This window comes from Bacillus sp. FJAT-45066 (assembly GCF_002335755.1).
GTDB classification, from domain to species: Bacteria; Bacillota; Bacilli; order Bacillales; family Bacillaceae_I; genus Bacillus_CD; species Bacillus_CD alkalisoli.
Window position 1 is genome coordinate 3,017,351 of record NZ_NISQ01000001.1, and the last position, 25,412, is coordinate 3,042,762.

Consider the following 25,412-nt stretch of genomic DNA (forward strand, 5'->3'; position numbering starts at 1 on the left):
TGCGTTAAATACCGCTGTTGATTTCTGCGGAAATCAACCGTAATTAACTAAAGACAACAACATTCTATAATATAGCTTTCTTTTAAAAGGCTACTTTTACTCCTTCTGATTTTGTTATATAGTGATAGGCTGGAATTGCCGCCCATTTAGGTGTGTTTCGATTTACCTTTGCAACAATAACTGTCATGTCATCTTGGATTTGGCCAGATCGGGTTCTAATTACTTCCTCCATCAGTACATCTGCTATCTCTTGAGGGTTAACACTTTGAATCTCACTTATTTTTCGCTTCATCCACATTTCGTAGTTTTCCACATGCTTAGGCCCTTCAAAAATGCCATCACTCATCATGATTAGAAGGTCACCAGCTTTTAATTGTTCACTAACTACATCAACATCAAACTCTTGAATAATCCCCATTGGTAAATTGCTTGCTTCCACCTTAATGACACGATCCCCTCGTTTTATAAAACTTGGTGTAGAACCAACTTTTAAAAACTTGGCAGAGCCATCTTGTAAATCTATCATTGCTAAGTCTAGCGTTGTAAATATTTCGTCTGTCGTTCGTAACGTCAATACAGAGTTTACACTTTTAATAGCAACCTTTTCCTCTATACCAGACTGTAATATTTTTTGTAATAACTTTAATGTTTCATTGCTCTCAAAATGAGCCCGCTCTCCATTCCCCATTCCATCACTAATTGCTATCGCATATTTCCCTAATCCTAACTCTATCGTAGAATAACTATCCCCTGAGATGAACCCTCCCCCTTTTGCAGCATGAGCAACACCTGTATCTATGACAAACGCTTTCGCCGAACCAAATGAAACGTGGGAGTAACCTTCACTGTATGGACTAGAGTCTTCTTTTTTCACCATAATATTTTCTTGTAAAATATCGGATAACATAGGGGCAATTAATTTTTCTGCTTCACCTGTTTCTGAACAATAAGGAATGGTCATTTCTATATCAACGTTTCCTTGTTCAAGACAATATATTTCTACATGTTCAATTTCGATTCCAAAAGCTTGCAGTGCTTCTAGTATTTGCTCTTCTTGTGCATAATGATTTTCACGCTCTCTTTGAATTTCTTTGGCAAAGTCATCCATAACTTGTGAAACACCCAACAATTGGTCAGCTACAAGTCTTCTACTTTCTTTAAGTTGTCTTTTTAATTTTTCACTAGCTTGAAAGTGCAGGAGTTCTTGCGATATAGCTTGCTTCACTTTATCTGATTTGGAACAATGTTTTTCAAATTCTCTTTGAAGCTTTATGTTCGTGATAAGCGAACCATCTTCCATAGCGTCCATCAAATTAGACATATGTTGATAGGTTGTATCGAAATTTTTCGACCAACATTGTTCTTTTTTAAAGCAATTTTGGCATGTTTTTTCTGTTACGTTACTTAAGAATAAATCTTTTCCTCTTTCTTCTGTGTCTTGGTCAGCATGAAGCTTGGAGAAACTGCTAGATAGAGCTTCAAACACGTGAGAGAATTGTTCCACTCTGTTAGCGGTAACATCACGAATTTTTCTCATATATTGTTGTTGCTCTTGCGTATGTTCTGCTGTACCAGGTATATGTTTTGCTAATGATGATATAGCTCTTTGTGGAGTTAATAAAAATAAAGTAATAGCCATTAAAGATTCCATCAATGTAGGTAATAAATGCTGATACCCGTCTCCATAAATACCAATTAACAAAGTCCCTAGCAGCAACCCGACAGATACTCCAAGCTTTCTCCCCTCTTTTAATAGACCTCCTAATAAACCTGCAAAAGCCAGTAAACTCATTTGATACAAACTAGTAACTGTCGCTAAACTTAATATTAATCCTGTAACAACCCCAACCGTGGCACCTACTGTGGCACCTGCTACAAACGCAAACATTAAAACTAAATATCTAGAAAAAACATGTTCCATCGACATATCATAGTAAGTCCAACCTATCGTTCCCGTTAGTACAGAAGCTAGTAAGATAATTAAACAAATGATTTCCTCAGTTTTAAATGTTTGTTTTTTCTTCTTCATCGTAAGCAATGGAATACTTTGTAAGAAAATCATTGTTAAAATAAAACCTAATCCAGCTTCAACTCCAATCATCATCCAATCGTATAAGAGTATGGTAGAAGAAACGTATAGTATCGCGGTTTTAGCTAAAAACACAGAACCAAATACAAGAAATGGTAGGAACTTTAACGTATCGTACCCGAGCTTGCGAACTAACTTGAATGTCAGCATAAACAGAAACATTCCAACTGTAATATATACGGCAGTTACACCTGATACGGTTAGAGCACCTATTATAAGTGCCAAGAAAGTAAGGCCTGCCCGTTTAGCCTTTAATAAGTAGACCGCTGCGAAAAACGGTAAGGCAAAAGGTGTAAGTTCTCCAAGTATTAAAGCTCGTCCTAAAAGAAAACCAATAAATATAAGTAAAAAACCTTGATGAAGAAATACCGACATGAACATGGATCTTATCTTTTTAGAGAATAAAGATAGTTTCTTTTGAACTTTTTCAAATTGTACTTCCGATGCCGGCTCTGACATATTCTTTTCGATCCTTTCCACATTCATCCACTCCCGTTATAATCATTGTGTTCATTATACAAGCCGATTTTAAAAAGTTTTGTCAAACAAACAAAGAGATAAACATAAAACGTTCGACTTAATTCTTGTATTTCACGGAAAAGGTGGCAGAATAGGTGGGGAATTGGTAAATTTTTAGAGGTATTTATGTAAAATACATACGCAAATACAGATAAATTGTATAAAATTTTCTAACATTTTTATTTTCTGTTGACATATACTTAATATCTTAGTACTATATTTCTTGTGTCTAATAAATCTTTTTAAAAATGACATGCTTAATGATTATGGCGGTGTAGCTCAGCTGGCTAGAGCGTACGGTTCATACCCGTGAGGTCGTGGGTTCGACTCCCTCCGCCGCTACCATAATTTTTAGGCCCATTGGTCAAGCGGTTAAGACACCGCCCTTTCACGGCGGTAACACGGGTTCGAATCCCGTATGGGTCATAATATAATGTAAAACCCCCTCTATCTTTGAGGGGGTTTTTTGTTGTCATATTATTTATCCCATAAAACAAAAAACGCACCCAATGAATGAGTACGTTCAGAAATTCTTGCTATATATAGTTAGTTCAGCAGCAAGTTACCCTCTTCTTGCTCCGCGGCCACCACGTTTAGATTCTGTGCTGCGCTTTAAAGTAGTAAGACGATCTTCGCTATCCTTAAGGAATCGTGCCATTTTTTGTTCGAAATTCTCTTTAGGACGAACTTCTTCGCGTTTTTTCGGGCGCGGTTGGTGAGAGCGCTTTTCTGGTTCACGGTACGTATCGCTTGCCTTTTTAATGGATAAGCCGATCTTGCCGTCTTTTTCGACATTAATGACTTTTACTTTCACCTCATCGCCTACTTTAAGGTGTTCATTAATATCTTTTACATAATTATCTGCGACTTCACTAATGTGAACAAGACCAGTGATACCACCTGGCAGCTCCACAAACGCCCCAAAATTAGTTATTCCTGTTACTTTACCTTGTAACTTGCTGCCTACTTCGATTGACATAAAAAAAATGCTCCTCCTTAAAATCATAAAAAATAAGACTCTTATACTACATTATAACTAGACTAATTTTAATGTGTCAATAAGACGAAGACCCATCTGTTGAATCTTCTGTGACTCTAAAGATGATTTCGCCCTCTTCTGACATAAAATAATCTCGTCGCAAAATTTTTGCGATATACTCGTCATCATTTAGTTTTACAATTTCTTCTTCTAAAAATTGTTGTTCTTTTTCTAGTTGGGCTAACTCTTTTTGCAACGCGACTTTTTGCTCTAACTTTTCATTGAGTAAGACACGCTGATCTAAATAAGATTTCCCCAAGAAGCCTGTAGTCATTAGCACGACTGCGAAAAAAAATGCTAGTCTCATCATTAGCCCTTTTCGCTTTTTAGCTTGTTTTCGTTGTTGTTCTTCTTTTTCTTGTGAGTAGGTTGATTGAAATCTAGTAACCTTTTCTTTGTTAGTCGCGCTCATGTATCCTCAGCTCCTTCCTAGCGCTTCCAAATCTTCTTTGCATGTTTTACTAGCTTTATTAAAAAGTTCTTTCCACGAACTAAATATCCTGCAAATTGTTTTCTCGTTTTTAGTAGAAAATCTGTCATTTTTCTCGGTAACAACTTCCATATTAACACGAAAAGCCATTTTATTGGAAGAGTCAATAGGATGAAAGTTTTCCAGATAAATTTTACTAAAAACTTCCCAATAGAATACAGTACGTGCAAAAGGAATAGTAAAGTGGCTATTATAGCTTGTACGATCCATTTTATTGGCTTAACTATTACTGTCATAACTAGCTTGTATATGAATTGGTAGATAGCTATTGTAATCTGGATAACCGTCTCTAATAAGCTTAAATATACGTATTTCAATAAAGCTTGATAGGCTGCAAATCCACAAACTAAGGCAATTAATATATAAAATCTCAATTCTCCTTCGTTGACTAGCAACAAAACATAAAAGGCAACTAAACCTTGCAAGAGCCAAAATAAAATGTCGTTAGCAAAAACAATCCATTTGGCTCTATTTTCCCGCTTTAAAAATCGGTTGTAAGTATCAATGGCTATTCCAAGCCAAACACCGACACCAATCATCGCGATCATCGTATAAAATTGAACCGTTAAACTCATTTGAACAACTTACTAAAGAATCCTTTAGCTTTCTCCGCGTGAGCATCGTCTAAGTAAATAATCTCCATAATTTTTCCTTTAATGGAAACTACCCCTTTATCTACATCTAAATTTTTCATCTGTAAATTTTGACCTCTCACCGCTAAAAAGCCCATAACTGTTTCAAGTAAAAATTCTTCGTTATCAAAGCTTTCTACTTGCTTAACACCTGTAATATCTAGAAGTCTTCTACTGCGCATAATGATGTCTTGTTCTTGAACACTTTTGTTTGCGTTATTCGCTTCATAATATTGGTTCATATTCATCCCTCACTATTAAACATTAATAGTACATATATATGAGAGGGATAAATATTTAGAACAAGCCCTTACAATTGTTGTTCGTCTAAACTAACTCGCTCTTCTTTTAGAATTGTATACATCATGGAAGCTTCTTCTTTCTTGGCATTTTCTTTAATAGTTTCGATCCTTGCGGTTACAACTTTTTGGCCAAAATGGATCGTTAATTCATCTCCACCTTTAACGGAACTACTAGCTTTCGCTTGATTTCCATTAATGTAGATTCTTCCTTTTTCCGCTACTTCTTTTGCTAGTGTCCTTCTTTTAATAATCCTTGAAACTTTTAAAAATTTATCTAATCTCATTTAATATTCCCCCTTACAAGCCTTCTCTTTTTGCTTCTTCCCAAATTGCATCTAGCTCTTCTAATGATAAATCTGTCATTACTTTTCCTTTATTTCTTACCTTATCTTCTATATAACAAAACCTTTTGTAAAATTTTTCGTTTGTTGCATGTAATGCATCTTCTGGCTCAATAGCATAAAACCTTGCAATATTTACAAATGCAAATAGTAAATCTCCAAACTCTACCATCACTAATTTCTCATCACTATTATTCTTCAGCTCTTCTTTAAGCTCTAAGATCTCCTCTTCTATCTTCGCCCACATTGGGGCATCATCCTGCCAATCAAAGCCAACTTTTCCCGCTTTCTTTTGTAAATGTAGTGCTCTAGATAAAGCGGGTAAGCTTCTTGCAACACTATCTAATAGTGACTCATCTTGTCTTTCTGCCTTTTCTACTTTTTTTATTTCTTCCCAATTAGAAACGACCTCTTCGTCATTTTCAACAGTAATATCTCCAAAAACATGCGGATGGCGCCTTACCATCTTTTCATTAATGGTTTCAATTACATCATCGATACTGAAGTACCCTTCATCTTCTCCGATTTGGGCATGTAACAGTACTTGTAAAAGTACGTCGCCTAGTTCCTCCATCATACCATCGACATCTTCATTGTTAATAGCATCTAACAACTCATATGTTTCTTCAATTAGATAGCGCTTTAATGATTCATGTGTTTGTTTTTGGTCCCAAGGACAGCCATTTGGACCTCTTAATGTAGCTATTGTCTGACGGAAAGAAGAGAATTGTTTATAAAGAATCTTTTCATCTTCCACCCTTGGTACATAAACGCTTGTTAAATTATTTAAAGATGTTACCCTATCTAATTCATAAAGAGGCACAGATTGTACCGCTTCTTCTTTCGTTCCAGCTGCAGTAACAAGCTTTACTTCAAAGTCATCTGGATAGATCTCCATTAGTGTTAACTTTACCTCTGAAGCAATAAATGCATCATACACTTGTCCGATAATTAAAGCTTGTGTTGGTTGAATTTCTTCTTTTAATAAACTAGTTCCATCTAATAACTGAAATCCATCTATTGGATCCAGACCGACAGCAGTAAATAATGGATCCAAAAAGCTTTGTCCGCCTTTTATTTCTAGTTCAACTCTTCCATTCCTTTCTAATTCTAGGAGTAGTTGAACTGTTTTTTCTGCTACAAGTGGATGTCCTGGTACAGCATAGATAAGCGGTCCTTGAGCGCTTAGATCTAGTAATAAGTTTACAATGTTATCGTAAACTTTTTCAAAAGAGTCATGCATTTCGTAAATAGAATCAAATGATTCATATGTAATACCTTCTTCTTCTAAGGTACGTACAACAGGGTGATCCTTTGTTCTTAAAAATAGTCGTGTGCTTGCTTTTAATATCTTATATATTCCGAGTGGGAGCTGTTCTAAGTCTCCTGCACCTAGTCCAATGACTGTAATTTGTTTCATTTATGACACCCTCTTTATTTTTTTAACAAGAATGTGATTTTGTTTCCTAGTGGTAGTAGTGATAGTTCTTTTTCCTGGAAAAATGAACTTCTTAGTATGGTAACTAAATATATTGCTCCACCAAGGAATACACCGATAAATGCAATAATGGTTGCACTAAGTCTACCATCCCATTGTAGGAGGCTTGTTACTTGCATGTAAGCCACTAATAGAATAGTCATTAGTATAACGGCTTTTCCTAAAGTATAAACATGTGAGGTGTTCCAAATCGCTACACCTGTCCTCTTTTTAACCGACATTATTAATAAGAAGGCAACAACCGCCAAGGCCAAAACCGTACTAAACGCAGCCCCTAGCGTTCCGTAGACTGGAACAAGCCCTACATTCATTATCCATTTCGCCCCTACCCCTATTAATACAAAACCTGCTGGTAACAGTGGTTTGTTCAAACCATGTAAAATAGCCGCTGCTGTTAGAGCTATACTGCTAAAAAGGATAGAAAAGCTTAAGACGAATAAAACATCCGAACTAAAGCTATTTTTAAACAGCATCGTGTTAATTGGACCAATTAACAACGCTAAACCAAAAGAGGCACCTAAGCCAATAAGTATGGATACACGTATAGATAAAGATACTTTATCCTTTATCAGTTGTTGATCGTTTTTCCCTTTAGCGATGGTAATTAAAGGAACAAGTGATAACGAGAAAGCTGTCGCTACGACAGTACCTAACTGGATAAGTGGTTGCCCTCTGTCGTAACTTCCTTTTAACTGTTTCGCCAGCTCTTCTTCGATTCCTGTTTGAATGAGTATGGCATATATCGTAAATGCATCTATCATTTGTAGCAATATTAACAACAAACTACTAATACAAATGGTAAACCCTTGTATGAATAATACTTTGCTTATTTCTAGCGTTGTAAGAGTCGTTTTCTCTTTCCCTTCTTCGTTCCTTTTATATTTTCTCCATAAAAATAACAGAAGAACCAGTGCGACGATTCCACCTACTACAGATCCGAGCATTGCCCCCGCTCCGATAGTATACAAACTCTCACCTTTTACTAGTAAGAAATATGAAGCACCAATAATAAACAACACCCGAAAAAACTGTTCTGACACTTGTGAAACGGCGGTAGGTGTCATATTGTTTTCGCCTTGAAAAGCACCTCGTAACGTTGATACAATCGGTAAAATTAAAAAAGTAAAGGATGTAACTTTTATGATGGATGTTAGTCTAACATCTCCCATTAGGATAGCTATTTCACGTGCCCCAACGTATAGGCTAATAAACAATAGGAGACCTAAGAAAGAGAGCAAAATAAAGGATACATTCATTATTTTATGTATGGCTGCTCTTCTTTCTGCTAAAGGTTGTTCTGCAACTAATTTAGAGATGACTACTGGAAATCCATATATAGAAAGAATTAAGGCGACTCCATAAAAAGGATAGACTTGCTGGTATATATAAAATCCTACATCGCCGACAATATTTTGAAAAGGAATACGGTAACCGGCACTTAATATTTTCGTTATTATTCCCGCTACAGTTAGAATCATGGCTCCTCGCCATGCATTTTTTAAATCGTTCTGGGATTGAATGCTCCCCATAAATTCCCCGCCTAACCTTGATGTTTATAGCTTACAATTTATTCATTATATCATTCCTAGATAAGAGCAGGTAAGTTACATATTTATAGGCTAAGAAAAATGTGGAGTCTTATATAAATTTTTTTCGGCAGATATAATATTGTGGCTGTGTTAAAGGTTTCTGTTGATTTCCAAACACTTTCTCGCCACAAAAAAAGATAGCAACACGGCTATTGGTTACCGGATGCTATCTTTTTTTGCTTTTATTTCTATGATTCCATTTGCCTTGCTAAAAATCCTGCTGCTGTTTCGACTGCTTTTTGCTCTACCTCGCCAAGTGATTTGTCTTTTGACATAATCACTACTGCACCGATAGGATCTCCATTTGCAACAATTGGGCCAATTGTGTAAGATGCAATCGTCTCAACATGTCCATCTACTATTGCTGCTTGCTGTTCATCTGTTTTTATAATTGAACTTCTTTCTTCCATAGCACGTTCGATGATGTCACTGACACTTTTATTTAAATATTCCTTTTTTGAGCTACCAGCTACTGCTATAAAAGTATCACGATCACAGATTAGAACAGGTTGTCCTAAACTATCGTACAATGCTTCAGCGTACTCTTTAGCAAAATCACCTAATTCACTAATTGGTGAGTACTTCTTCAAGATTACTTCGCCATCACGATCCACAAAAATTTCAAGAGGGTCTCCCTCACGGATTCGCAATGTTCTTCTAATTTCTTTTGGAATTACAACCCTACCTAAATCATCAATACGTCGAACAATACCAGTTGCTTTCATTTGTCTTCGGTTGCCTCCTTCATCTGATGATAAAAAGAGATGAGTAAAATTTGGTGGAATTGATCAACTTGCCCTTTTATTGAAGAATTCACCTTTGTTTGAAGTTAGTATCTTACAAGTAAATGTTTATATACATGTTGGAAAAGTTTTTTTCTAATTGTAAAATCCCCCAGTATTTATATAGACAATATTAGACATACTTAAACATTTTTATCTTAAGAAACACTAACTTTCCTACGCTTAATGTTTGCAACCCCTTCAAGCAACCCTCTTACAATAGAAAGCCATTCACCGGTTGTTTTCCCTTTTATTTGGATAACGATTTTAAATTTTGCTCCATCAGAACTCGGATTAACACCTCTACCAAATTTGTCCATTAAAGCGACGATTTCACGAATGAATGGATTTAATTGTGTGGACACTTCTTCTGAGAAAAGAATATGAACATCGTCTTTTATTTGCTTCACTTGGTCTACCTGTTCAGCTAGACCAAGCATTTTTATTTCAGCGATCGCAAGTAAATATGCCACTTCATCCGGATAGTCACCGAAGCGGTCCACTAACTCTTCTTTTAACTCAGCCACATCTTCTACTGAGTTTACCCCTCGGAATCGTTTATACATATCAATTTTTTGACGACTATCGGAAATATATTTATCAGGTAAGTAAGCATCGACTTCTACATCTATTTCTATATGGCGTCTAGTATCCGCTGTGTCTATGCCTTTTCGTTGGTCAATTGCTTCTTTTAACATTTGAGAGTACAAGTCAAAACCAACTGAATCAATAAATCCGTGTTGCTGAGATCCTAATAAGTTTCCTGCGCCTCGAATGGACAAATCTCGCATGGCAATTTTAAATCCTGATCCAAGCTCCGTAAATTCTTTAATCGCTTGTAATCTTTTTTCTGCAACTTCTGTTAATACTTTATCTTTACGATAGGTAAAGTAGGCATATGCAACACGGTTCGAGCGCCCTACTCTTCCACGCAACTGATACAATTGGGAAAGACCCATTCGATCTGCATCGAAAACGATTAATGTATTTACATTTGGAATGTCTACGCCTGTTTCAATAATAGTTGTACTTACTAATACATCCGCTTCTCCTTCTAAAAACTGCAACATAACCGATTCTAATTCATTTTCGGTCATCCTGCCGTGAGCCGCAATAACGCGCGCTTCAGGTACAAGCATCGATATTTCTTCTGCTTTTCTCTCAATGTCTTCTACTCGATTGTAGAGAAAATACACTTGGCCATCACGAGCAAGTTCACGTTCTATCGATTCTTTAACTAAAGAGCCGTTATACTCCATTACATATGTTTGAACTGGGAAGCGGTTTTCTGGTGGTGTTTCAATAACAGATAAATCACGCACTCCAAGCATAGACATATGCAATGTTCTCGGAATTGGTGTTGCCGTTAAGGTTAATACATCAATATTAGCCTTCATTTTTTTTATCTTTTCTTTATGCGTCACACCAAAGCGCTGTTCTTCATCTACAATTAACAAGCCTAGGTCTTTATACTTAATGTCTTTTGATAATAATCGGTGTGTTCCTACTACGATATCTATCGTGCCTCGTTCTAGGCCTTTCATCGTTTCCGTTTGTTGTTTTCGGGAACGGAATCGGCTTAATAATCCAATATTAATCGCATGGTCTTGGAAGCGTTCACGGATTGTTTCATAATGTTGTTGGGCAAGAATAGTCGTTGGCACTAAGATTGCCACCTGTTTTTCATCAATAATTGCTTTAAACGCAGCGCGAATAGCAACTTCCGTTTTCCCGTATCCAACGTCACCACATAATAAGCGGTCCATCGGTCGTTCATTTTCCATGTCTTTTTTGATTTCAATAATGGAACGCATTTGGTCGTCTGTTTCTTTATATGCAAAGCTTTCTTCAAATTCACGCTGTTGTTCGCTATCCGGTGAAAAAGCAAATCCAATACTAGCTTCTCTTTCGGCATACAGTTTAATTAAATCATCTGCAATATCTTGTACAGAAGACTCAACTTTTCTCTTTACTTTTTTCCAATCGTTACCACCTAGTTTATAAACTTTCGGCTCTTTTCCTTCTGATCCTACAAATTTCTGGACTTGGTCAATTTGCTCAACTGGTACATACAACTTATCTGTACCTTGATACTTAAGATGCATGTAATCTTTATGAATGCCGTTTATGACAAGTGTTTCAATACCTAAATACTTACCTATACCATGATTCACGTGAACAACGTGGTCCCCGACATTTAATTCCGAATACGTTTTAATTCGTTCTGCATTCGATAGCTTTTGTCGTTTTTGAGGTTTTTTAGCTTTTTTCTTAAATAGTTCTTCTTCTGTAATAACAGCTAACTTTTGCATTGGAAGTTCAAAACCAGATTGTAAATCTCCCTCTACCAACTGAATTTGGCCATGTGCAAAAGAAGAATCTGCTGAGATGATTCGCATATCTAATCCATAATCTGTTAAAGTTGTAGATAATTTCTCTAAACGATCCGAATTAGGTCCAAGTACGAGAATCGCATAATTTGATTTTTTCCACCGATCTACTTCACTTTTTAACAAATGCATTTGACCATGAAAATGCTGCATCGACTTAGAAGAGAAATTCACAAGATTTTCTGGGTGTGTATGTGCAACATGACGTAAAAATAACGATAAATAAATGGCAAACGTTGATTTATTTTGCAACAACTTTGAAAAAGAATGGGAAAACGTAATATCCTGTACTACTTTTCCTTCTGCTAATAATTCAACAAGCCACTCTGCTTCTTCCTTATCTAAACTATCCGCGCTTTCTTGAATTCTGGCAATTTCGTCATATAAAACAATTCCACCAGTCGATAAGTAATCTAGTAAACTACTTGGTTTTTCATAGAAAAACGACATATATTTATATACTTCTTTAATGACATTGCCACTTTGGAACATTTCGATTTCGTAGGAAATGTTTTCTGACAAAAGTTGTTTAACTTTCTCATTCTTTACTTTTTTTAATGTAGATGCTAAGCACTCTTTTAATTTTTCCGCTCCATTTTGAATTTCACCAGGTGTAAATAAAATTTCCTCAGCTGGTCCCACCTGGATGGAGGTTATGCTCTTTAAAGAACGTTGATCTTCTGCAGAAAAAAAACGAATGGAATCTATTTCGTCATCAAACAGCTCTATTCGAATAGGATTTTCTTCTGTTAGTGGATATATATCAATGATTCCTCCACGTATACTGAAGTTTCCTGGAGTTGCAACCAAGGATACTCGCTCATATCCAAGGTTAACTAACTCATTTGTTAACTTCTCAATATCAATTACTTTTCCGACTTCAAACTTAATAATAGAAGAATTCCAACGTTCCACTGTAGGTAGTATTCTCTTCAAACCCGCAATAGGTGCAATGACAACCCCTCGCTTACGTGAAGCTAAATGGTTTAGCGCGTCTATTCTTTGCGCTTTCAGTTCAGGACTAGCTATACTAATTTCAGCAGCTAACACATCGTTTACTGGAAAAAGGAAAAGCCTGTCATCTTCAATTAAATTAGATAAGTCTTCATATATTTTTTGAGCATGAAATAAGTTATGAGTCACTATTAACATCGGTTTATCCGTTTTCTCATAAATAGATGCAGCAAACAACGTTCGTGCAGAGCCTGATAGACCGGATATTAGTTGCTCTCTTAATCCTTCTTCTAACCCTACAACGACAGATTGAAAGTCATCATTTTCTGTAAAATAAGAAATTATATTATTCATTTAGCTTCTTCCCCCTCTCTTACCTTGTACATGCTGATACACAAAAAGGCTTTGGCTTCAACCAAAGCAAATGTTTACTGTATAAAAGATTCGTATTCGTGGAACTCAGGATATCTATCGAGTGCCTCCTGACAATCTTCACAAATTGTTTGTACATGTATATCACCATTTTGTTGGTAATTGATCATTTCTTTTCTTTCATCCGCTGACAGTTGATGAAATCCTAATGTTTCTGCATAAATACTTGAGTTTTCAATTGAGCCAACCTTACAACTACAATGTCTACAATGATAATGAATAGCCATCTTAGTCCTCCCGCACTTTTTAAGATTAGTATAAACAGGAGGAGCCAATGTTATACGGCTATTAGTTATTGTATTACTGTAATTACATTATAATTACGGTCGTTTACTGAAATTCGTTTTATTATTCGTTATACGAAAAGTGTTTCAACAATATAAAATTCACTCACTTATTAAAGTTGTTCATGACTTGTAAAAATTCTGTTTTCAGTGATTCTTCACATGCGTCAGATGCCTTTTGCATAGAATCCTTCATGACTGCTAACTCTTCTGAAGTAAACTTTCCTAATACATAATCAGAAACAGATTGACCGTTTTGAGGACGTGAAATCCCCATTCGGATTCGATTAAACTCTTGCGTATGTAGGTGCTGTAAAAGCGATTTAATACCGTTATGTCCGCCAGCACTTCCTTTTTGACGTAGTCGTAATTTTCCTACTGGAAGATCGAGATCGTCATAGATTACATATATGTCTTCTATATCTACTTTATAAAAGTCCATTAACGGCCTTATACACTCTCCTGATAAGTTCATATACGTTAATGGTTTCACTAATAATACTTTTTCTCCTTGAACCATTCCATGTCCAAACGCGCCTTTAAACTTTGATTGTGTTAAAGGGATGTTCCAGCGCTTTGCTAATTCATCTATTACCATAAATCCAATATTATGGCGTGTTTGATCATATTGTAGACCTGGATTCCCTAGTCCTACAAAAAGCTTCATTCCTACTCCTCCTACTTCTTCTTCTTCCTTTTTGGCAAAAAGGGTACGTAGTTTTTGGAACATAAAGAAGACCTCCATGTTTACTTTAGTCTTATTATTTTTTCCCTTGTACTTTAAAAGCATCGGTTTTATTCCATATTGAAAACATTACTGTAAATAGACAAAAGACGCAACCTAAAAGGTTACGCCTCTTCTTTATTTTCTCTACCTTCTACTAGTTCTGGTTCACCAGGCTCTTGCTCTTCACCACTATCAATTTCCTCTTCTTGTTTCGGAGGAAGGATGGAAGCAATAACCTCTTCATCATTATGATTTAGCGTGTACTTACCAGAACTTTGGACATCCCCAACTGTTATCGTTTCGTTAACAGCTAAGTTTGAAATATCTACTTCTACTGCTTCCGGAACATTGTTTGGTAAAGTTTTTACAGAAACTTGGTGCAATACATGTTGCAATACTCCACCATCTTTAACACCTTGGGCTTCACCTGTTAAAACAACATTCACATCTACATCAATTTCTTGCTTAAAGTTTACAACCTGGAAGTCGAGATGAACAAATTCACTAGCTTTTAATGGATCTGTTTGGTAGTCAGAAAGCATAACTTTACGCTTGTCTGATCCAATTTCTAGCGTAATAATACCGTTTCGACCTACATTTCGGATTGTTTTAAGAAACTCTTTTCCATCATTCCATCCACACTGATTGCTTTATTATCAGTATTATTCCCATACACAACTGCTGGAACGTGTCCATCTTGTCTCGTTTTTGTTCTAGCAGATTTATTGAACTGTGTTCTTTCCACCGCTTGTAACGTTGCACTCATACTATTCACCTTCCTACGCATTATATAGATTTGTCCTATATAAAACTTTCCCTAAATGTAGGAAGCTTAAACATACAAGTTTGCAACTATATATGTTAGATACGTTTAATCAAATAACGTACTTACAGATTTCTGTTCATAAACACGTACGATTGCTTCAGAAATAAGTTTGGCTACAGATAGTTCTGTAATCTTTGAGCTTTTCTTTTCTTCAGAAAGTGCAATTGTATTCGTAACGACTAATTCTTTAATTTTCGAGCTATCAATACGCTCAATAGCTGGTCCAGAAAGTACTGGATGTGTACAACATGCATACACTTCTTTTGCACCGTTTTCTATGAGTGCGTTTGCCGCTAATGTAATCGTACCAGCTGTATCAATCATATCATCTATTAAAATAGCTGTACGTCCTTCAATATGACCTACGATATTCATTACTTCTGCAACATTTGGACGAGGTCTGCGCTTATCAATAATAGCAATTGGTGCTTTCAGGCGATCAGCAAGCTTTCTTGCACGAGTAACACCGCCGTGGTCTGGAGAAACGATAACAATATCTTCTAATCCTTTGCTTTCAAAGTACTCCGCTAAAATTGGTACACCCATCAGGTGGTCAATTAAGATGTCAAAGAAACCTTGAATTTGTGGAGCATGTAAATCTAATGTAATCACACGAGTAGCACCAGCAGTTTCTAATAAGTTTGCTACTAATTTCGCTGTAATTGGCTCACGAGCACGCGCTTTACGGTCTTGTCTACCATAGCCGTAATAAGGCATAACGATATTAATTGTTTTAGCAGATGCACGCTTTAATGCATCAATCATAATAAGCGTTTCCATGATATGTTCGTTAACAGGTGCACTAGTTGATTGAATAACGAAAACATCGCAACCACGAATACTTTCTTCAATGTTGATTTGTACTTCTCCATCACTAAAACGCGCTACAGAACATTTCCCCAGCGGAACACCGATGTGAGTAGCGATTTCCTCTGCTAAAGCGATATTAGAATTTAAAGTGAAAATTTTAAGATTAGATCCAGCATATTTATAAGGCATTGTTATCCTCCACTAATTTTTATTTAGAATGAAGCTTCGTTACATAGTCTTCTTTATTGACTTGGCGTGCTCTTGCAATGGAAAGTGCATTCCCTGGAACATCTTCTGTAATAGTGGAACCGGCTGCTACATATGCACCTTTTCCTACCGTTACAGGAGCTACAAGGTTAGAGTTACATCCAACAAACACTCCATCTTCTATTTTTGTTAAGTACTTTTTCTTGCCATCATAGTTAACAGTAATAGAACCACAACCGATGTTTACATCTTTTCCAACTTCGGCATCACCAATATAACTCAAATGACTTGCTTTACTTCCATCACCAAATGTCGCCTTTTTCACTTCTACAAAGTTACCAAGCTTTACTTCATTGCCGATAACAGAATCGGGACGTACATGTGCAAATGGACCAATATTTACTTCATTACCTACTTCACTTTCATGAATAACGGATTGTTTAATGTTCGTATTGTTACCTATCTTGCTATTTTTAATTTCTGTATTAGGTCCAATAACATTATCTTCACCAATAACTGTTTTTCCTTCTATTGATGTACCTGGGTAAACAATTGTGTCACGACCGATAAGAGTATCCGCTGAAATATAAGTGTTTTCTGAATCAATAATGGTTACTCCATTTACCATATGCTTTTTGTTAATACGAGCACGCATAATTTTTTCAGCTAGAGCTAAAGCAACACGGTCATTCACACCTAATGTTTCATCTAGATTCATTGTTTGGTAGGCAGAAACAATTTCGCCTTCATTCTTTAATATTTCGATTACATCCGGTAAGTAGTACTCTCCTTGAACATTATCATTAGATACATTTTTTAACGCTGTAAATAATGCTTCATTGTCAAAGCAATACGTACCTGTGTTGATTTCTGTAATCTTTCTTTCATCATCAGAAGCATCTTTATGTTCTACAATTTTTTCGACTAACCCTGAGCTGTTTCGAATAATTCTTCCATAACCAGTTGGGTCTTCGGCATATGATGTAAGAATGGTAGCTTTCGCTTTTGTTCGATCATGTTCAGCCAATAGTTTTTCCATTGTTTCAGGAGTAATAAGTGGCGTGTCACCACAAATTACAAGCGTAATACCTTGTTTTCCTTCTAAGATTGGAGCCGCTTGCATTACAGCATGTGCTGTTCCAAGTTGCTCTTCTTGTAAAACGTATTCACTTTGTTCACCAAGTTGTGTTTTAACTAATTCTGCACCATGCCCCACAACCGTTACGACACTGGAGAAATTTAATGATGCGACATGATCGACTACATGTTCTACCATAGGTTTTCCACATACAGGGTGTAGTACTTTGTATAGTTTAGATTTCATTCGCGTACCTTGACCGGCCGCTAAAATGACTGCATATTTTTTCGACATATTACGCCTCCATTATACATGAATATATAAAGTTCGTTAAGAATATCTATTCAGTTCTCCAAAGTCTTTAATTCGTTTTCTAATTTAGCCGAAACTAACTCATTGTAACTATTGAATCACCTAATTATCCATTACGAATATATCCTAAATAGCAGGGCATTTCAAGAAACATAATGAAAGTACATTTATTTTACATATTTTTTTTGAGTTTTTGACGACGTGTGTACTGATTTGAATATATGCAAGGAGTCAGTAATGGAGGAAATTTAAACATAAAAAAACTGCTAGCAAGTCGCTAACAGCTTGTTTTATTGATTATGAAGCACCAGCCTCTTCGAATTCAACTTCTAACTCGCCAACTCGGTGATATTCAGCTAACACCGCATCTTGAATTTTCCCACGAGTACCAGAGTTAATTGGGTGAGCGATATCACGGAACTCTCCATCAGGAGTGCGTTTACTTGGCATCGCTACAAATAATCCATTATTACCATCAATTACTCGAATATCATGAACAACAAATTCATGATCAAGTGTAATAGATGCGATCGCTCTCATACGACCATCGGTATTAACGCGGCGTAATCTTACGTCAGTTACTTCCATTATGTTCACCACCTTTTCCCTTATACAAAAACTTAATAGTATAAATTCTCGGAAAAATGAAAATATCCTTCTTATTTCTAAAAAATTTTTAGAAAATTTAGGACTTTATGGTGATTTTTATTTTTTTACCTATTTTACTAATGCAATTACTTCAATTTCTACAAGTACGTCTTTTGGTAATCTAGCAACTTCCACACATGAACGTGCAGGTTTATGCTTACTAAAATACTCTCCGTAAACTTCGTTAATGGATGCAAAGTCATTCATATCCTTAATAAATACAGTTGCCTTCACGACTGTTTCTAGCGATGCTCCAGCACTCTCTAATACTGCTTTTAAATTTACAAAGACTTGATGTGTTTGTTCTTGAACATCTCCCGTTACTAATTCTCCATTCGCTTTTAAAGGTATTTGTCCTGAACTGTAAAACAAGTTATTTACAACAATACCTTGTGAATATGGTCCAATTGCCTCTGGTGCAAGTTTTGTATTAATAATTTTCAATGTGAACACCTCGTATAGGATTTTTATGTACAAAACAGTAATCCCATAGATAGATTACTGTCTCATCTTTATTTTTGATTTAAGTATGTTAATAAATTCCCTGGCTTTACTTCAATGCTTTTTTCTAGTTCATTCACGTTATCAAGTTGAACAAGGGAAATGTAGTCACGAATTAATTTTTCTTCCATATTTTCCGATTCTACCAGTACTCCGATTCCTGCCAAATTCGCTTGAAACTCACCAAGCAGGTTTACCATGCCGTTTACTGTGCCTCCAGCTTTCATAAAGTCATCAATAATTAACACGTTGGCACCTGTTTCTAAACTTCTTTTTGCAAGCACCATCGTTTGAATTCGTTTAGAAGATCCGGAAACATAGTTAATGCTTACAGTGGAACCTTCTGTCACTCTACTATCTCTTCTAACAATAACTACCGGTACATCTAAAAAGCTTGCTACTGCATGAGCAAGTGGAATTCCTTTCGTTGCCATTGTCATAATGACGTCAACCTTTTTATCGTTAAAAGCCGTAGCAAAGACTTTCCCAATTTTATTCAACAGGCGAGGATTCCCTAATATGTCTGTCATGTACAAATAACCACCAGGTAAAAGCCTCTCTGGTTTTGCAATGGCCTCACATAAGCTATTGACAACCTCTGCTGCCTCTTCTTTTGAAACAGAAGGGATAAATTTCACCCCTCCTGCAGCTCCAGGGATCGTTACAAGTGTACCGACACCTTGCGCTTCAAACGTCTGTTTAACTATGCCAAGGTCTTCACTTATAGACGACTTTGCGGATCCATATCTATCAGCGAACAAAGATAGTGGAACAAGTACTTGAGGGTGTTGCAATAAATAATGAGTCATATCAACGAGACGTCCACTCCGACGTAATTTCATCGTTCTTCCTCCTAAAATCCGAATGTTTTAATAAAATATAACATTATCATACGGATTTAATCAAGCTTATTCTGTTCCCCCATCAATCTAACTGCAAAAACTTGATCACAAAATCCTCTTAAACCATTATAAATTCGGTGCATCCTAGAGTCATGTTGAACTAAACCAAACACGGTAGGTCCACTTCCACTCATTAACACGGCATCGGCTCCGAATTTCTTCATTTGATCTTTAATATTAGCTACTTCTGGATATAACTTTAATGTAACAGTTTCTAACGCATTGCCTAACAAACTTGTCACTTGGTCATAATCTTCATTTTGAATGGCTTGTACCATCCCAGCAACATCTGGGTGCTCAACCTTTTCAACGTCTAGATTGCCATATATTTCTGAAGTTGATACACCGATAGTAGGTTTTGCCAAAACGACCCAGCAATGCGGTGGAGCTGGTATCGGCTTAATTATTTCCCCGCGTCCAGTTGCTAAAGCTGTTCCACCATATACACAAAAGGAAACATCTGAACCTATTTGTGCGCCAATCTCCGCTAAGTCATCTAAAGAAAGACCTAGTTTCCACAACCTATTTAGTCCCCTTAGCGTAGCTGCTGCATCACTACTTCCTCCTGCTAAGCCTGCTGCAACAGGAATTGTTTTAGTGATAGAAATGGATACACCATCTGTGATAGAAAATTTATCCTTTAATAGCTGTGCAGCTTGATATGCCAAGTTGCGGTTGTCGTCTGGTACAAAACGATTGTGAGACACGATATGAATCACTCCATCTTTTCTAGAAGTTAATTCTACTCGGTCAGCTAAGTCAATCGTTGTCATGACCATTTCTACTTCGTGATAGCCATCTGGTCTTTTATGTAGCACGTCTAGCGATAAATTAATTTTCGCTGGTGCTTTTTCTAATACTCTCACTATTGTTCACCTACTTTAGTCGTCTCCAATTTATTTATGTATTGTACCATATTCTTGCTGATAAATATCTTTGTATTTTTGTACGAATCTGAAAAATTGTAGAAAATGGTTAAATTCGTTTCCTTTTTTATTTATTGTTACCAACTGATGAAAAAGCTAATGCACTATATTGCCATAAAAAAAGTCGAAGCGTAAAATTCCGCTTCGACTTTAAATAATTATTGATTATTTTTCGTTGCTAACTGTTTTTCGGCTATTTCAATTGCTAATTTCACCATGTTACCAGCGTCTTTAGCACGGATAGCTCCCCAGCCTTCTTTTTGGACAACATCATAAAATCCTAGTTCTTTAGCTAATTCTTCTTTGAGTTGATAAGACATGATACCTCGACGTTTTCTCGCCATAAAAATCCAACTCCTTTATGAATAGCTATTGCCGCTATTAATGTAATAGCGGCAATATTAGTATTAGATAGTTGTTCCTGTTTAATATATGTTAATATATGTAATTTAAGGAAAAGTAAAAAGCAGTAAACTATTGTCCACTGCTCGATTATGCCATACTCCCTTGTTCTTCGAAGAATGTAAGTTGTACCGTCTCTGTGAGGACATCTGCATAGCTGTAGGACACACGTTCAAACGAATTCTCATCTTGATCTAGTTCTATTACAAATACAGCAGGGTATGTTTCTGCTAAAATACCGACGCGTTCAATGGTTTTCCTACGGCCTCCATTTGCACGAAGGGTCAATCTTTTACCCAGATTGCCGTCTAACGAATTTTTAATATCATTTAAGGTTTTTCCCATTTCACTCCACCTCACTATTATGAGTATAACACAACCAGATAAAATTCACAAGCAAAACTTAAAATTATAACAACGAATTTTCGTGTCGTCAATATAATTTCTTCAACAATTATCACCATTTGTCTACAATTACTTTGCGCTAATCTGTAAAATATATGTAAATTAATTAAAATTAAACCGTTTTATTTTATTCTTACGCGCTTTTTAGCGGTTTTTATGTGTTGTTTTTTTTTACGTACGAGAATAATTTGGAAGAACTACCAATCAAAAATTTGTTTTAAATTTTGGCTCTGTTAAAAAAGGTAGATGAGTGAGTAATAACAATATTCTTTCATACAACCTAATTTAAAAAGACTCCTAATGTATTCATTAAGAGTCATCCTCATCTTGGTCTTCTGTATATGGTCTGTAAGGCATTCCAGTTCGTAATAATCCTCTTGTATCAATCCCGCCTAAGCCTTTGTCTCCCGTTAGCGTATTTCTTAAAACATCCCAAACATTCACTCTCTCCATAAACGAGGTAAAGCATATTCTAGCAACGATATATACTGGATCTAACGCGTGTATGTTTACTCTTGATGGTGAACTTGCAAAATTAGCACCAGCGCGTATTAATGACTCAAAATGCGACTGACACGCCCCTGCAAAAATAACTAATTCGTCTAAGTTAGGTTCAACCCTTCTTGCTTCCCTAACCGTTTGCACAAAGTGTCTGGAATGACGGTAAGCTGTAATGTCAGATACTTTTCCTTTTGATTTTGAATACGCATCATGTCCAGTAATAACTAATATGTTTGGTTGATAGCGCTCAATTAGCGGTCCTACTTTCGTCGACATTTCTTTTTCATGGCAATGTACACCATAAACAGGAACTCCTAGTTTTTCATATAAGTCTAAACACTTTTGTAAATATAAAGGATCGCCGTCTATATGAAGCACTTTTCCGGGTAGCTGAAAGTAATCTTGATTCGTCTCATATCCCCCTGTCGCTTCATATTCGCTCTTTTCACGAATTAATGCGTAATCTTGACGAAAAAGGTGAAGTGACCTTTGCATTTTAGAGTCTTCCTTTTTCTTTCTTTCTTTTTGTTTCTCTTCTGTAACGATTACTAAATCGTCGTATGATGCATCTGCCATTAATCGTACATCTTCTCCGTATAAAAGAACTAGTGGATAGTCATTTTCTCGTTGCTGAATATCGATCACCCTAAATAACAAGTCAAAATTATATTTTTTTCGTGCAACAACATCTCCTATTGATATTCTCATTGCTCTTCCCTCCAACAAGGGGTAACGTATACATCCACCCAATCTATTTCCCTAAAGTAGATTATGCAAAAACAATTACATTGGTGAGGAGGAGAATGTGTTAGAGCAACAATGAATGATGTGAGGAAGTTAATCCTTAAATAAAAGACTCTGTTAAAGACCGCTGTTGATTTCCGCGCAAGTCTCCGTTTTCCGCGGGGGACTTGCGCGGAAATCAACTGCTAGATAGATATCAAAAATCAACACTAACCATTAACACAGCCAAATAAAAAAACTAAAAGAGAAGTTCCTCCCTTTTAGTTTTTAATTACGTTATAAAGTTTGTCACTAAGCAATCCAAACTCTTCGATAGATAAAGTCTCTCCGCGTCGTTTCGGATCTATATTGGCTTCTGAGAGCGCTTGTTCCACATTTGCCTTCTTCTCTTTTCCAGAAGGTAGGTTGCTCGTTAAATTATTAAGTATCGTTTTTCTTCTTTGCGCGAAGCTAGCACGTACTACTTCAAAGAAGAAGTCCTCGTCTTTCACTAGAACTGCTGGACTTGTACGAACAGTTAGGCGAATCACTGCCGAATCTACGTTTGGTTGTGGAACAAAAACAGTTCTTGGAACAATCATGACGGTTTCTGCTTTTGTATAATATTGTACAGCAATCGATAATGAACCATAATTTTTCGTTCCTGGCTTTGCTGCCATTCGGTCTGCTACCTCTTTTTGTAACATTACAGTAATGTTCGTTAATGGTAACTGCTCCGTTAATAACTTCATTATAATCGGTGTGGTCACGTAATAAGGTAAATTAGCTACTACTTTAATTTCGTTAAAATCAGCAAATTCACGTTCTAATACTGTTTTTACATCCGCTTTTAATATATCTTGATGAATAACTTGCACATTTTCATAAGGTGCTAATGTTTCTTCTAAGATCGGTAATAGTCGTTGGTCAATTTCAAAGGCTACAACTTTCCCTGCACGTTTGGCAACTTGCTCTGTTAGCGCTCCAATACCGGGACCGACTTCAATTGCTGCTGTACCTTCCGTTACCCCTGCAAACTCTACAATATTTCTCAATATATTGGTATCTATTAAGAAGTTTTGCCCAAGGCTCTTTTTAAAAGAAAACCCATGTTTTTCTAGTATTTGCTTCGTTCGTATAGGGGTAGCTATATCTTTTAGTTCATTTTGCATTTATTGTTCCTCCGAATTCATCTCAGCAACTGCATCACTCAACTGCTCCAGAGATATATGATACATTTGCAATCGCTTTTGCAATTGCTTTCCGTTCGTGTAGCCAAACTTTAATATTTCCCCAAGCTTTTCCCGTTTCTTTTTAGAAGTAGTATGACCAATAAGCTGGTACCCTAATAACACATCGGTAGTTATTTCACCTGTTGGCTGTTCATACTCTTGATGTAATCCTGTTAGAGCTTCTCTAATATCTTCGATAGAAGCATGCTCCACCCCAAGACCTTTACCTCGTTTCGGTTTTGCTTTATCTTTAGAAATAAATGCATGTTTACAACCAGGTATATGCTCGGAAATTGTATTTCTTATTTTATGTCCAGGGAAGTCAGGGTCGGTAAAGACAATGACACCTCTTGTATCCTGGGCAAGCTTAATTTGCGTTAATACATCATCGTTTATAGCAGAACCACCTGTTTCAATTGTGTCTGCATCTACTGCTCTTTTGATAGCAACTGTATCGTCTTTACCTTCGACTACAATTATTTCTTTAATTTTCATTTTATCCTCCAAAAGAGTGAAACTTTATATCGCCTCTTACGTCTAATCAGTTGAATCTAATATTTTTATTATACCTTATAATCGAGTCAAATACATATTGCGGTCTAAATCAAAAAAGAAAAAAGCAGAGGCCATTTACCCCTGCTTAAGTATTAATTAAGAATTTTGATTTTAACACGCTTTCTTCCCCATCGAAATGCAGTTGATTTATCTGGGAAGAATACATCAATTTTATTACCAACTATTGCTCCACCCGTATCACCAGCAATTGCATATCCATAACCTTCCACATAAACTCTTGTACCTAGAGGGATAACATTCGGATCAACAGCAATAACTTTTGCATCTGGATTAGCTCTTAAGTTAATGCCAGTAGCCGTAATTCCTGAGCAACCGTTACAGTTAGCCGTGTAGGCAGTAGAACTTACATAAAATTCTTTGGCTGTTGTAGCATTGCTACGCGAAACTTGTTGTGGTGGCTGTGGCGCTTTTGTACCAACAGCTACAATGCGGTCCAAACTTTCTTTCATCGTTTCCGTTTTAATAAGCTCTCTGGAAACTTCTTTGCCATTTTCAATTATAACTTCATAATGTTTAGCTATTAATCCTTGTGACCCTTGTTGAACAATTTTTTCTGTACCTCTATTTAACTGACCATCATTCCTTGTTACTACACTAAAATCAGTAGGTTCTTCCACTACATCGGTGACCTTTTCAACTCGTATTACTTCTACAAGTGTACTATCTGTAACCAATTCTTCTAATCCTGGCTCAACTCGGTCAAGTTTGTTTAGTGTGACCTCATGCATTTCTAAAAAGTCAGCGACCGTAGTCGAAGTTGACCAAACTTCCTTTTCTTCTCCTCCAATAACTAGCGTTAATTGGAATGCCTCAAGTAAAGAAATAGTTAAATTCTCTGCAATAGTTGTATCAAGTCCTGGTTCAATTTTATCGTGTTCAGATAAATGAATGCTTTGTTCGTTAAGTAAGTCTTTGACTGTTTTCGCCGTAGTCCACACCATGTGTTCTTTCTCGTTGATGACAAGTTGAACTTGCTTGGCTGGTTCCCATACTATTTCCATAGCGTCATTAATCTCTGTATCGCTAGCGGGAAATAAATAATCCTCAGATCGAACAGTAATATCTAAATCATTTAAAACATCTGCAACGGTTTTCGCATGCGTGTTAAGTGTTACTACTTCACCGTTTGCATTTACTGTTATTGAGGCTTTTGTACCGTGAAAGATACCGAAGCCTAGTATGGTTGGGAAGACTATGAAACTAGTAATTATTACTGCTAGTTTCTTTTTTCCCATAGAACCGGAAAACAGTTTTTTCATGTATTGAAACATGTAAAAAACGCCTCCTTCTCCTCG

The 25,412-nt window shown here is 36.3% G+C and carries 24 protein-coding genes, 2 tRNA genes and 1 pseudogene; 2 read left to right on the forward strand and 25 right to left on the reverse strand.

The window, feature by feature from the left end:
- Nucleotides 1-82 precede the first annotated feature (82 nt).
- On the reverse strand, nucleotides 83-2,569 hold the full coding sequence (gene spoIIE, locus CDZ92_RS15325) for a stage II sporulation protein E (RefSeq protein WP_176483788.1): 2,487 nt from the start codon (nucleotides 2,567-2,569) through the stop codon (nucleotides 83-85).
- Between the two features lie 307 nt (nucleotides 2,570-2,876).
- On the opposite strand from spoIIE, the gene CDZ92_RS15330 reads away from it, so the two are divergent.
- Nucleotides 2,877-2,953 (forward strand) — tRNA-Met (locus tag CDZ92_RS15330).
- Between the two features lie 9 nt (nucleotides 2,954-2,962).
- Nucleotides 2,963-3,034 (forward strand) — tRNA-Glu (locus CDZ92_RS15335).
- A gap of 136 nt (nucleotides 3,035-3,170) precedes the next feature.
- On the opposite strand, the gene CDZ92_RS15340 is transcribed toward CDZ92_RS15335, so the two are convergent.
- The 24 genes and pseudogenes from CDZ92_RS15340 to CDZ92_RS15455 all read right to left on the reverse strand — a co-directional run bounded on the left by CDZ92_RS15340 (nucleotide 3,171) and on the right by CDZ92_RS15455 (nucleotide 25,388).
- Nucleotides 3,171-3,587: a S1 domain-containing RNA-binding protein gene (locus CDZ92_RS15340; protein ID WP_096156054.1), complete on the reverse strand. Its 417-nt coding sequence runs from the start codon at nucleotides 3,585-3,587 to the stop codon at nucleotides 3,171-3,173.
- Between the two features lie 76 nt (nucleotides 3,588-3,663).
- Complete coding sequence (locus tag CDZ92_RS15345; RefSeq protein WP_096156056.1) at nucleotides 3,664-4,059, reverse strand: FtsB family cell division protein; 396 nt, start codon at nucleotides 4,057-4,059, stop codon at nucleotides 3,664-3,666.
- A 17-nt stretch (nucleotides 4,060-4,076) separates the two neighbouring features.
- Nucleotides 4,077-4,712 carry a spore cortex biosynthesis protein YabQ gene (gene yabQ, locus CDZ92_RS15350; RefSeq protein WP_096156058.1) on the reverse strand — a complete coding sequence of 212 codons (636 nt, stop codon included), beginning with the start codon at nucleotides 4,710-4,712 and terminating at the stop codon, nucleotides 4,077-4,079.
- Nucleotides 4,709-5,011 carry a sporulation protein YabP gene (gene yabP / locus CDZ92_RS15355; RefSeq protein WP_096156059.1) on the reverse strand — a complete coding sequence of 101 codons (303 nt, stop codon included), beginning with the start codon at nucleotides 5,009-5,011 and terminating at the stop codon, nucleotides 4,709-4,711. Before yabP ends, yabQ begins: the two co-directional genes overlap by 4 nt.
- Before the next feature lie 68 nt (nucleotides 5,012-5,079).
- Entirely contained in the window at nucleotides 5,080-5,355 is a 276-nt protein-coding gene (locus CDZ92_RS15360; protein ID WP_096156061.1) for an RNA-binding S4 domain-containing protein, read from the reverse strand.
- Between the two features lie 13 nt (nucleotides 5,356-5,368).
- Nucleotides 5,369-6,832, reverse strand: a complete 1,464-nt coding sequence (gene mazG / locus CDZ92_RS15365; RefSeq protein ID WP_096156063.1) for a nucleoside triphosphate pyrophosphohydrolase — start codon at nucleotides 6,830-6,832, stop codon at nucleotides 5,369-5,371.
- 14 nt (nucleotides 6,833-6,846) lie between these two features.
- Nucleotides 6,847-8,439: a putative polysaccharide biosynthesis protein gene (locus tag CDZ92_RS15370; RefSeq protein ID WP_096156065.1), complete on the reverse strand. Its 1,593-nt coding sequence runs from the start codon at nucleotides 8,437-8,439 to the stop codon at nucleotides 6,847-6,849.
- Nucleotides 8,440-8,687: 248 nt separating this feature from the next.
- A complete protein-coding gene (spoVT, locus tag CDZ92_RS15375; protein WP_096156067.1) occupies nucleotides 8,688-9,224 on the reverse strand; it encodes a stage V sporulation protein T in 537 nt (178 codons plus the stop codon).
- 215 nt (nucleotides 9,225-9,439) lie between these two features.
- The gene (mfd, locus tag CDZ92_RS15380; protein WP_096156068.1) at nucleotides 9,440-12,979 is read right to left on the reverse strand and encodes a transcription-repair coupling factor; all 3,540 of its coding nucleotides are present in this window, start codon (nucleotides 12,977-12,979) and stop codon (nucleotides 9,440-9,442) included.
- A 74-nt stretch (nucleotides 12,980-13,053) separates the two neighbouring features.
- Nucleotides 13,054-13,284, reverse strand: a complete 231-nt coding sequence (locus tag CDZ92_RS15385) for an anti-sigma-F factor Fin family protein (RefSeq protein WP_096156070.1) — start codon at nucleotides 13,282-13,284, stop codon at nucleotides 13,054-13,056.
- 163 nt (nucleotides 13,285-13,447) lie between these two features.
- Entirely contained in the window at nucleotides 13,448-14,008 is a 561-nt protein-coding gene (gene pth / locus CDZ92_RS15390) for an aminoacyl-tRNA hydrolase (protein ID WP_096157025.1), read from the reverse strand.
- Between the two features lie 182 nt (nucleotides 14,009-14,190).
- Nucleotides 14,191-14,834: pseudogene (locus CDZ92_RS15395) on the reverse strand (50S ribosomal protein L25/general stress protein Ctc).
- A gap of 105 nt (nucleotides 14,835-14,939) precedes the next feature.
- Nucleotides 14,940-15,893: a ribose-phosphate diphosphokinase gene (locus tag CDZ92_RS15400; RefSeq protein WP_096156072.1), complete on the reverse strand. Its 954-nt coding sequence runs from the start codon at nucleotides 15,891-15,893 to the stop codon at nucleotides 14,940-14,942.
- Nucleotides 15,894-15,912: 19 nt separating this feature from the next.
- The gene (gene glmU, locus CDZ92_RS15405; protein WP_096156073.1) at nucleotides 15,913-17,283 is read right to left on the reverse strand and encodes a bifunctional UDP-N-acetylglucosamine diphosphorylase/glucosamine-1-phosphate N-acetyltransferase GlmU; all 1,371 of its coding nucleotides are present in this window, start codon (nucleotides 17,281-17,283) and stop codon (nucleotides 15,913-15,915) included.
- Between the two features lie 315 nt (nucleotides 17,284-17,598).
- Nucleotides 17,599-17,889, reverse strand: coding sequence for a septation regulator SpoVG (gene spoVG, locus CDZ92_RS15410; protein WP_096156075.1), 291 nt, complete (start codon nucleotides 17,887-17,889; stop codon nucleotides 17,599-17,601).
- Between the two features lie 129 nt (nucleotides 17,890-18,018).
- Entirely contained in the window at nucleotides 18,019-18,393 is a 375-nt protein-coding gene (locus CDZ92_RS15415) for a RidA family protein (RefSeq protein ID WP_096156076.1), read from the reverse strand.
- A gap of 68 nt (nucleotides 18,394-18,461) precedes the next feature.
- Entirely contained in the window at nucleotides 18,462-19,292 is an 831-nt protein-coding gene (gene purR, locus CDZ92_RS15420) for a pur operon repressor (RefSeq protein ID WP_096156078.1), read from the reverse strand.
- Between the two features lie 56 nt (nucleotides 19,293-19,348).
- A complete protein-coding gene (gene ispE / locus CDZ92_RS15425; RefSeq protein WP_096156079.1) occupies nucleotides 19,349-20,218 on the reverse strand; it encodes a 4-(cytidine 5'-diphospho)-2-C-methyl-D-erythritol kinase in 870 nt (289 codons plus the stop codon).
- A gap of 218 nt (nucleotides 20,219-20,436) precedes the next feature.
- Nucleotides 20,437-20,622, reverse strand: a complete 186-nt coding sequence (locus CDZ92_RS15430) for a small, acid-soluble spore protein, alpha/beta type (protein ID WP_096156081.1) — start codon at nucleotides 20,620-20,622, stop codon at nucleotides 20,437-20,439.
- Between the two features lie 148 nt (nucleotides 20,623-20,770).
- Nucleotides 20,771-21,025, reverse strand: coding sequence for a biofilm formation stimulator Veg (veg, locus tag CDZ92_RS15435; protein WP_096156083.1), 255 nt, complete (start codon nucleotides 21,023-21,025; stop codon nucleotides 20,771-20,773).
- Between the two features lie 369 nt (nucleotides 21,026-21,394).
- Nucleotides 21,395-22,294: a sporulation peptidase YabG gene (gene yabG / locus CDZ92_RS15440; protein WP_096156084.1), complete on the reverse strand. Its 900-nt coding sequence runs from the start codon at nucleotides 22,292-22,294 to the stop codon at nucleotides 21,395-21,397.
- Between the two features lie 296 nt (nucleotides 22,295-22,590).
- Complete coding sequence (gene rsmA, locus CDZ92_RS15445) at nucleotides 22,591-23,481, reverse strand: 16S rRNA (adenine(1518)-N(6)/adenine(1519)-N(6))-dimethyltransferase RsmA (protein ID WP_096156086.1); 891 nt, start codon at nucleotides 23,479-23,481, stop codon at nucleotides 22,591-22,593.
- Nucleotides 23,482-24,036 carry a ribonuclease M5 gene (gene rnmV, locus CDZ92_RS15450; protein WP_096156088.1) on the reverse strand — a complete coding sequence of 185 codons (555 nt, stop codon included), beginning with the start codon at nucleotides 24,034-24,036 and terminating at the stop codon, nucleotides 23,482-23,484. It abuts the gene before it with no gap.
- A 152-nt stretch (nucleotides 24,037-24,188) separates the two neighbouring features.
- Nucleotides 24,189-25,388 (reverse strand): G5 and 3D domain-containing protein, encoded by a 1,200-nt coding sequence (locus CDZ92_RS15455; RefSeq protein WP_096156089.1) that lies wholly within the window; start codon nucleotides 25,386-25,388, stop codon nucleotides 24,189-24,191.
- Between the last annotated feature and the right edge of the window lie 24 nt (nucleotides 25,389-25,412).

What these genes read in the sequence shown, in the direction of transcription:
- pth (WP_096157025.1), bottom strand. Translation starts at nt 14,008, where the DNA reads ATGAAGCTTTTTGTAGGACTAGGGAATCCAGGTCTACAATATGATCAA.
- yabP (WP_096156059.1), bottom strand. Translation starts at nt 5,011, where the DNA reads ATGAACCAATATTATGAAGCGAATAACGCAAACAAAAGTGTTCAAGAA.
- spoVG (WP_096156075.1), bottom strand. Translation starts at nt 17,889, where the DNA reads ATGGAAGTAACTGACGTAAGATTACGCCGCGTTAATACCGATGGTCGT.
- CDZ92_RS15360 (WP_096156061.1), bottom strand. Translation starts at nt 5,355, where the DNA reads ATGAGATTAGATAAATTTTTAAAAGTTTCAAGGATTATTAAAAGAAGG.
- mazG (WP_096156063.1), bottom strand. Translation starts at nt 6,832, where the DNA reads ATGAAACAAATTACAGTCATTGGACTAGGTGCAGGAGACTTAGAACAG.
- purR (WP_096156078.1), bottom strand. Translation starts at nt 19,292, where the DNA reads ATGAAATTACGTCGGAGTGGACGTCTCGTTGATATGACTCATTATTTA.
- yabG (WP_096156084.1), bottom strand. Translation starts at nt 22,294, where the DNA reads ATGAGAATATCAATAGGAGATGTTGTTGCACGAAAAAAATATAATTTT.
- rsmA (WP_096156086.1), bottom strand. Translation starts at nt 23,481, where the DNA reads ATGCAAAATGAACTAAAAGATATAGCTACCCCTATACGAACGAAGCAA.
- CDZ92_RS15370 (WP_096156065.1), bottom strand. Translation starts at nt 8,439, where the DNA reads ATGGGGAGCATTCAATCCCAGAACGATTTAAAAAATGCATGGCGAGGA.
- CDZ92_RS15385 (WP_096156070.1), bottom strand. Translation starts at nt 13,284, where the DNA reads ATGGCTATTCATTATCATTGTAGACATTGTAGTTGTAAGGTTGGCTCA.
- mfd (WP_096156068.1), bottom strand. Translation starts at nt 12,979, where the DNA reads ATGAATAATATAATTTCTTATTTTACAGAAAATGATGACTTTCAATCT.
- CDZ92_RS15400 (WP_096156072.1), bottom strand. Translation starts at nt 15,893, where the DNA reads ATGCCTTATAAATATGCTGGATCTAATCTTAAAATTTTCACTTTAAAT.
- CDZ92_RS15345 (WP_096156056.1), bottom strand. Translation starts at nt 4,059, where the DNA reads ATGAGCGCGACTAACAAAGAAAAGGTTACTAGATTTCAATCAACCTAC.
- CDZ92_RS15340 (WP_096156054.1), bottom strand. Translation starts at nt 3,587, where the DNA reads ATGTCAATCGAAGTAGGCAGCAAGTTACAAGGTAAAGTAACAGGAATA.
- rnmV (WP_096156088.1), bottom strand. Translation starts at nt 24,036, where the DNA reads ATGAAAATTAAAGAAATAATTGTAGTCGAAGGTAAAGACGATACAGTT.
- CDZ92_RS15455 (WP_096156089.1), bottom strand. Translation starts at nt 25,388, where the DNA reads ATGTTTCAATACATGAAAAAACTGTTTTCCGGTTCTATGGGAAAAAAG.
- glmU (WP_096156073.1), bottom strand. Translation starts at nt 17,283, where the DNA reads ATGTCGAAAAAATATGCAGTCATTTTAGCGGCCGGTCAAGGTACGCGA.
- yabQ (WP_096156058.1), bottom strand. Translation starts at nt 4,712, where the DNA reads ATGAGTTTAACGGTTCAATTTTATACGATGATCGCGATGATTGGTGTC.
- veg (WP_096156083.1), bottom strand. Translation starts at nt 21,025, where the DNA reads ATGGGAAAAACCTTAAATGATATTAAAAATTCGTTAGACGGCAATCTG.
- spoVT (WP_096156067.1), bottom strand. Translation starts at nt 9,224, where the DNA reads ATGAAAGCAACTGGTATTGTTCGACGTATTGATGATTTAGGTAGGGTT.
- CDZ92_RS15430 (WP_096156081.1), bottom strand. Translation starts at nt 20,622, where the DNA reads ATGGCGAGAAAACGTCGAGGTATCATGTCTTATCAACTCAAAGAAGAA.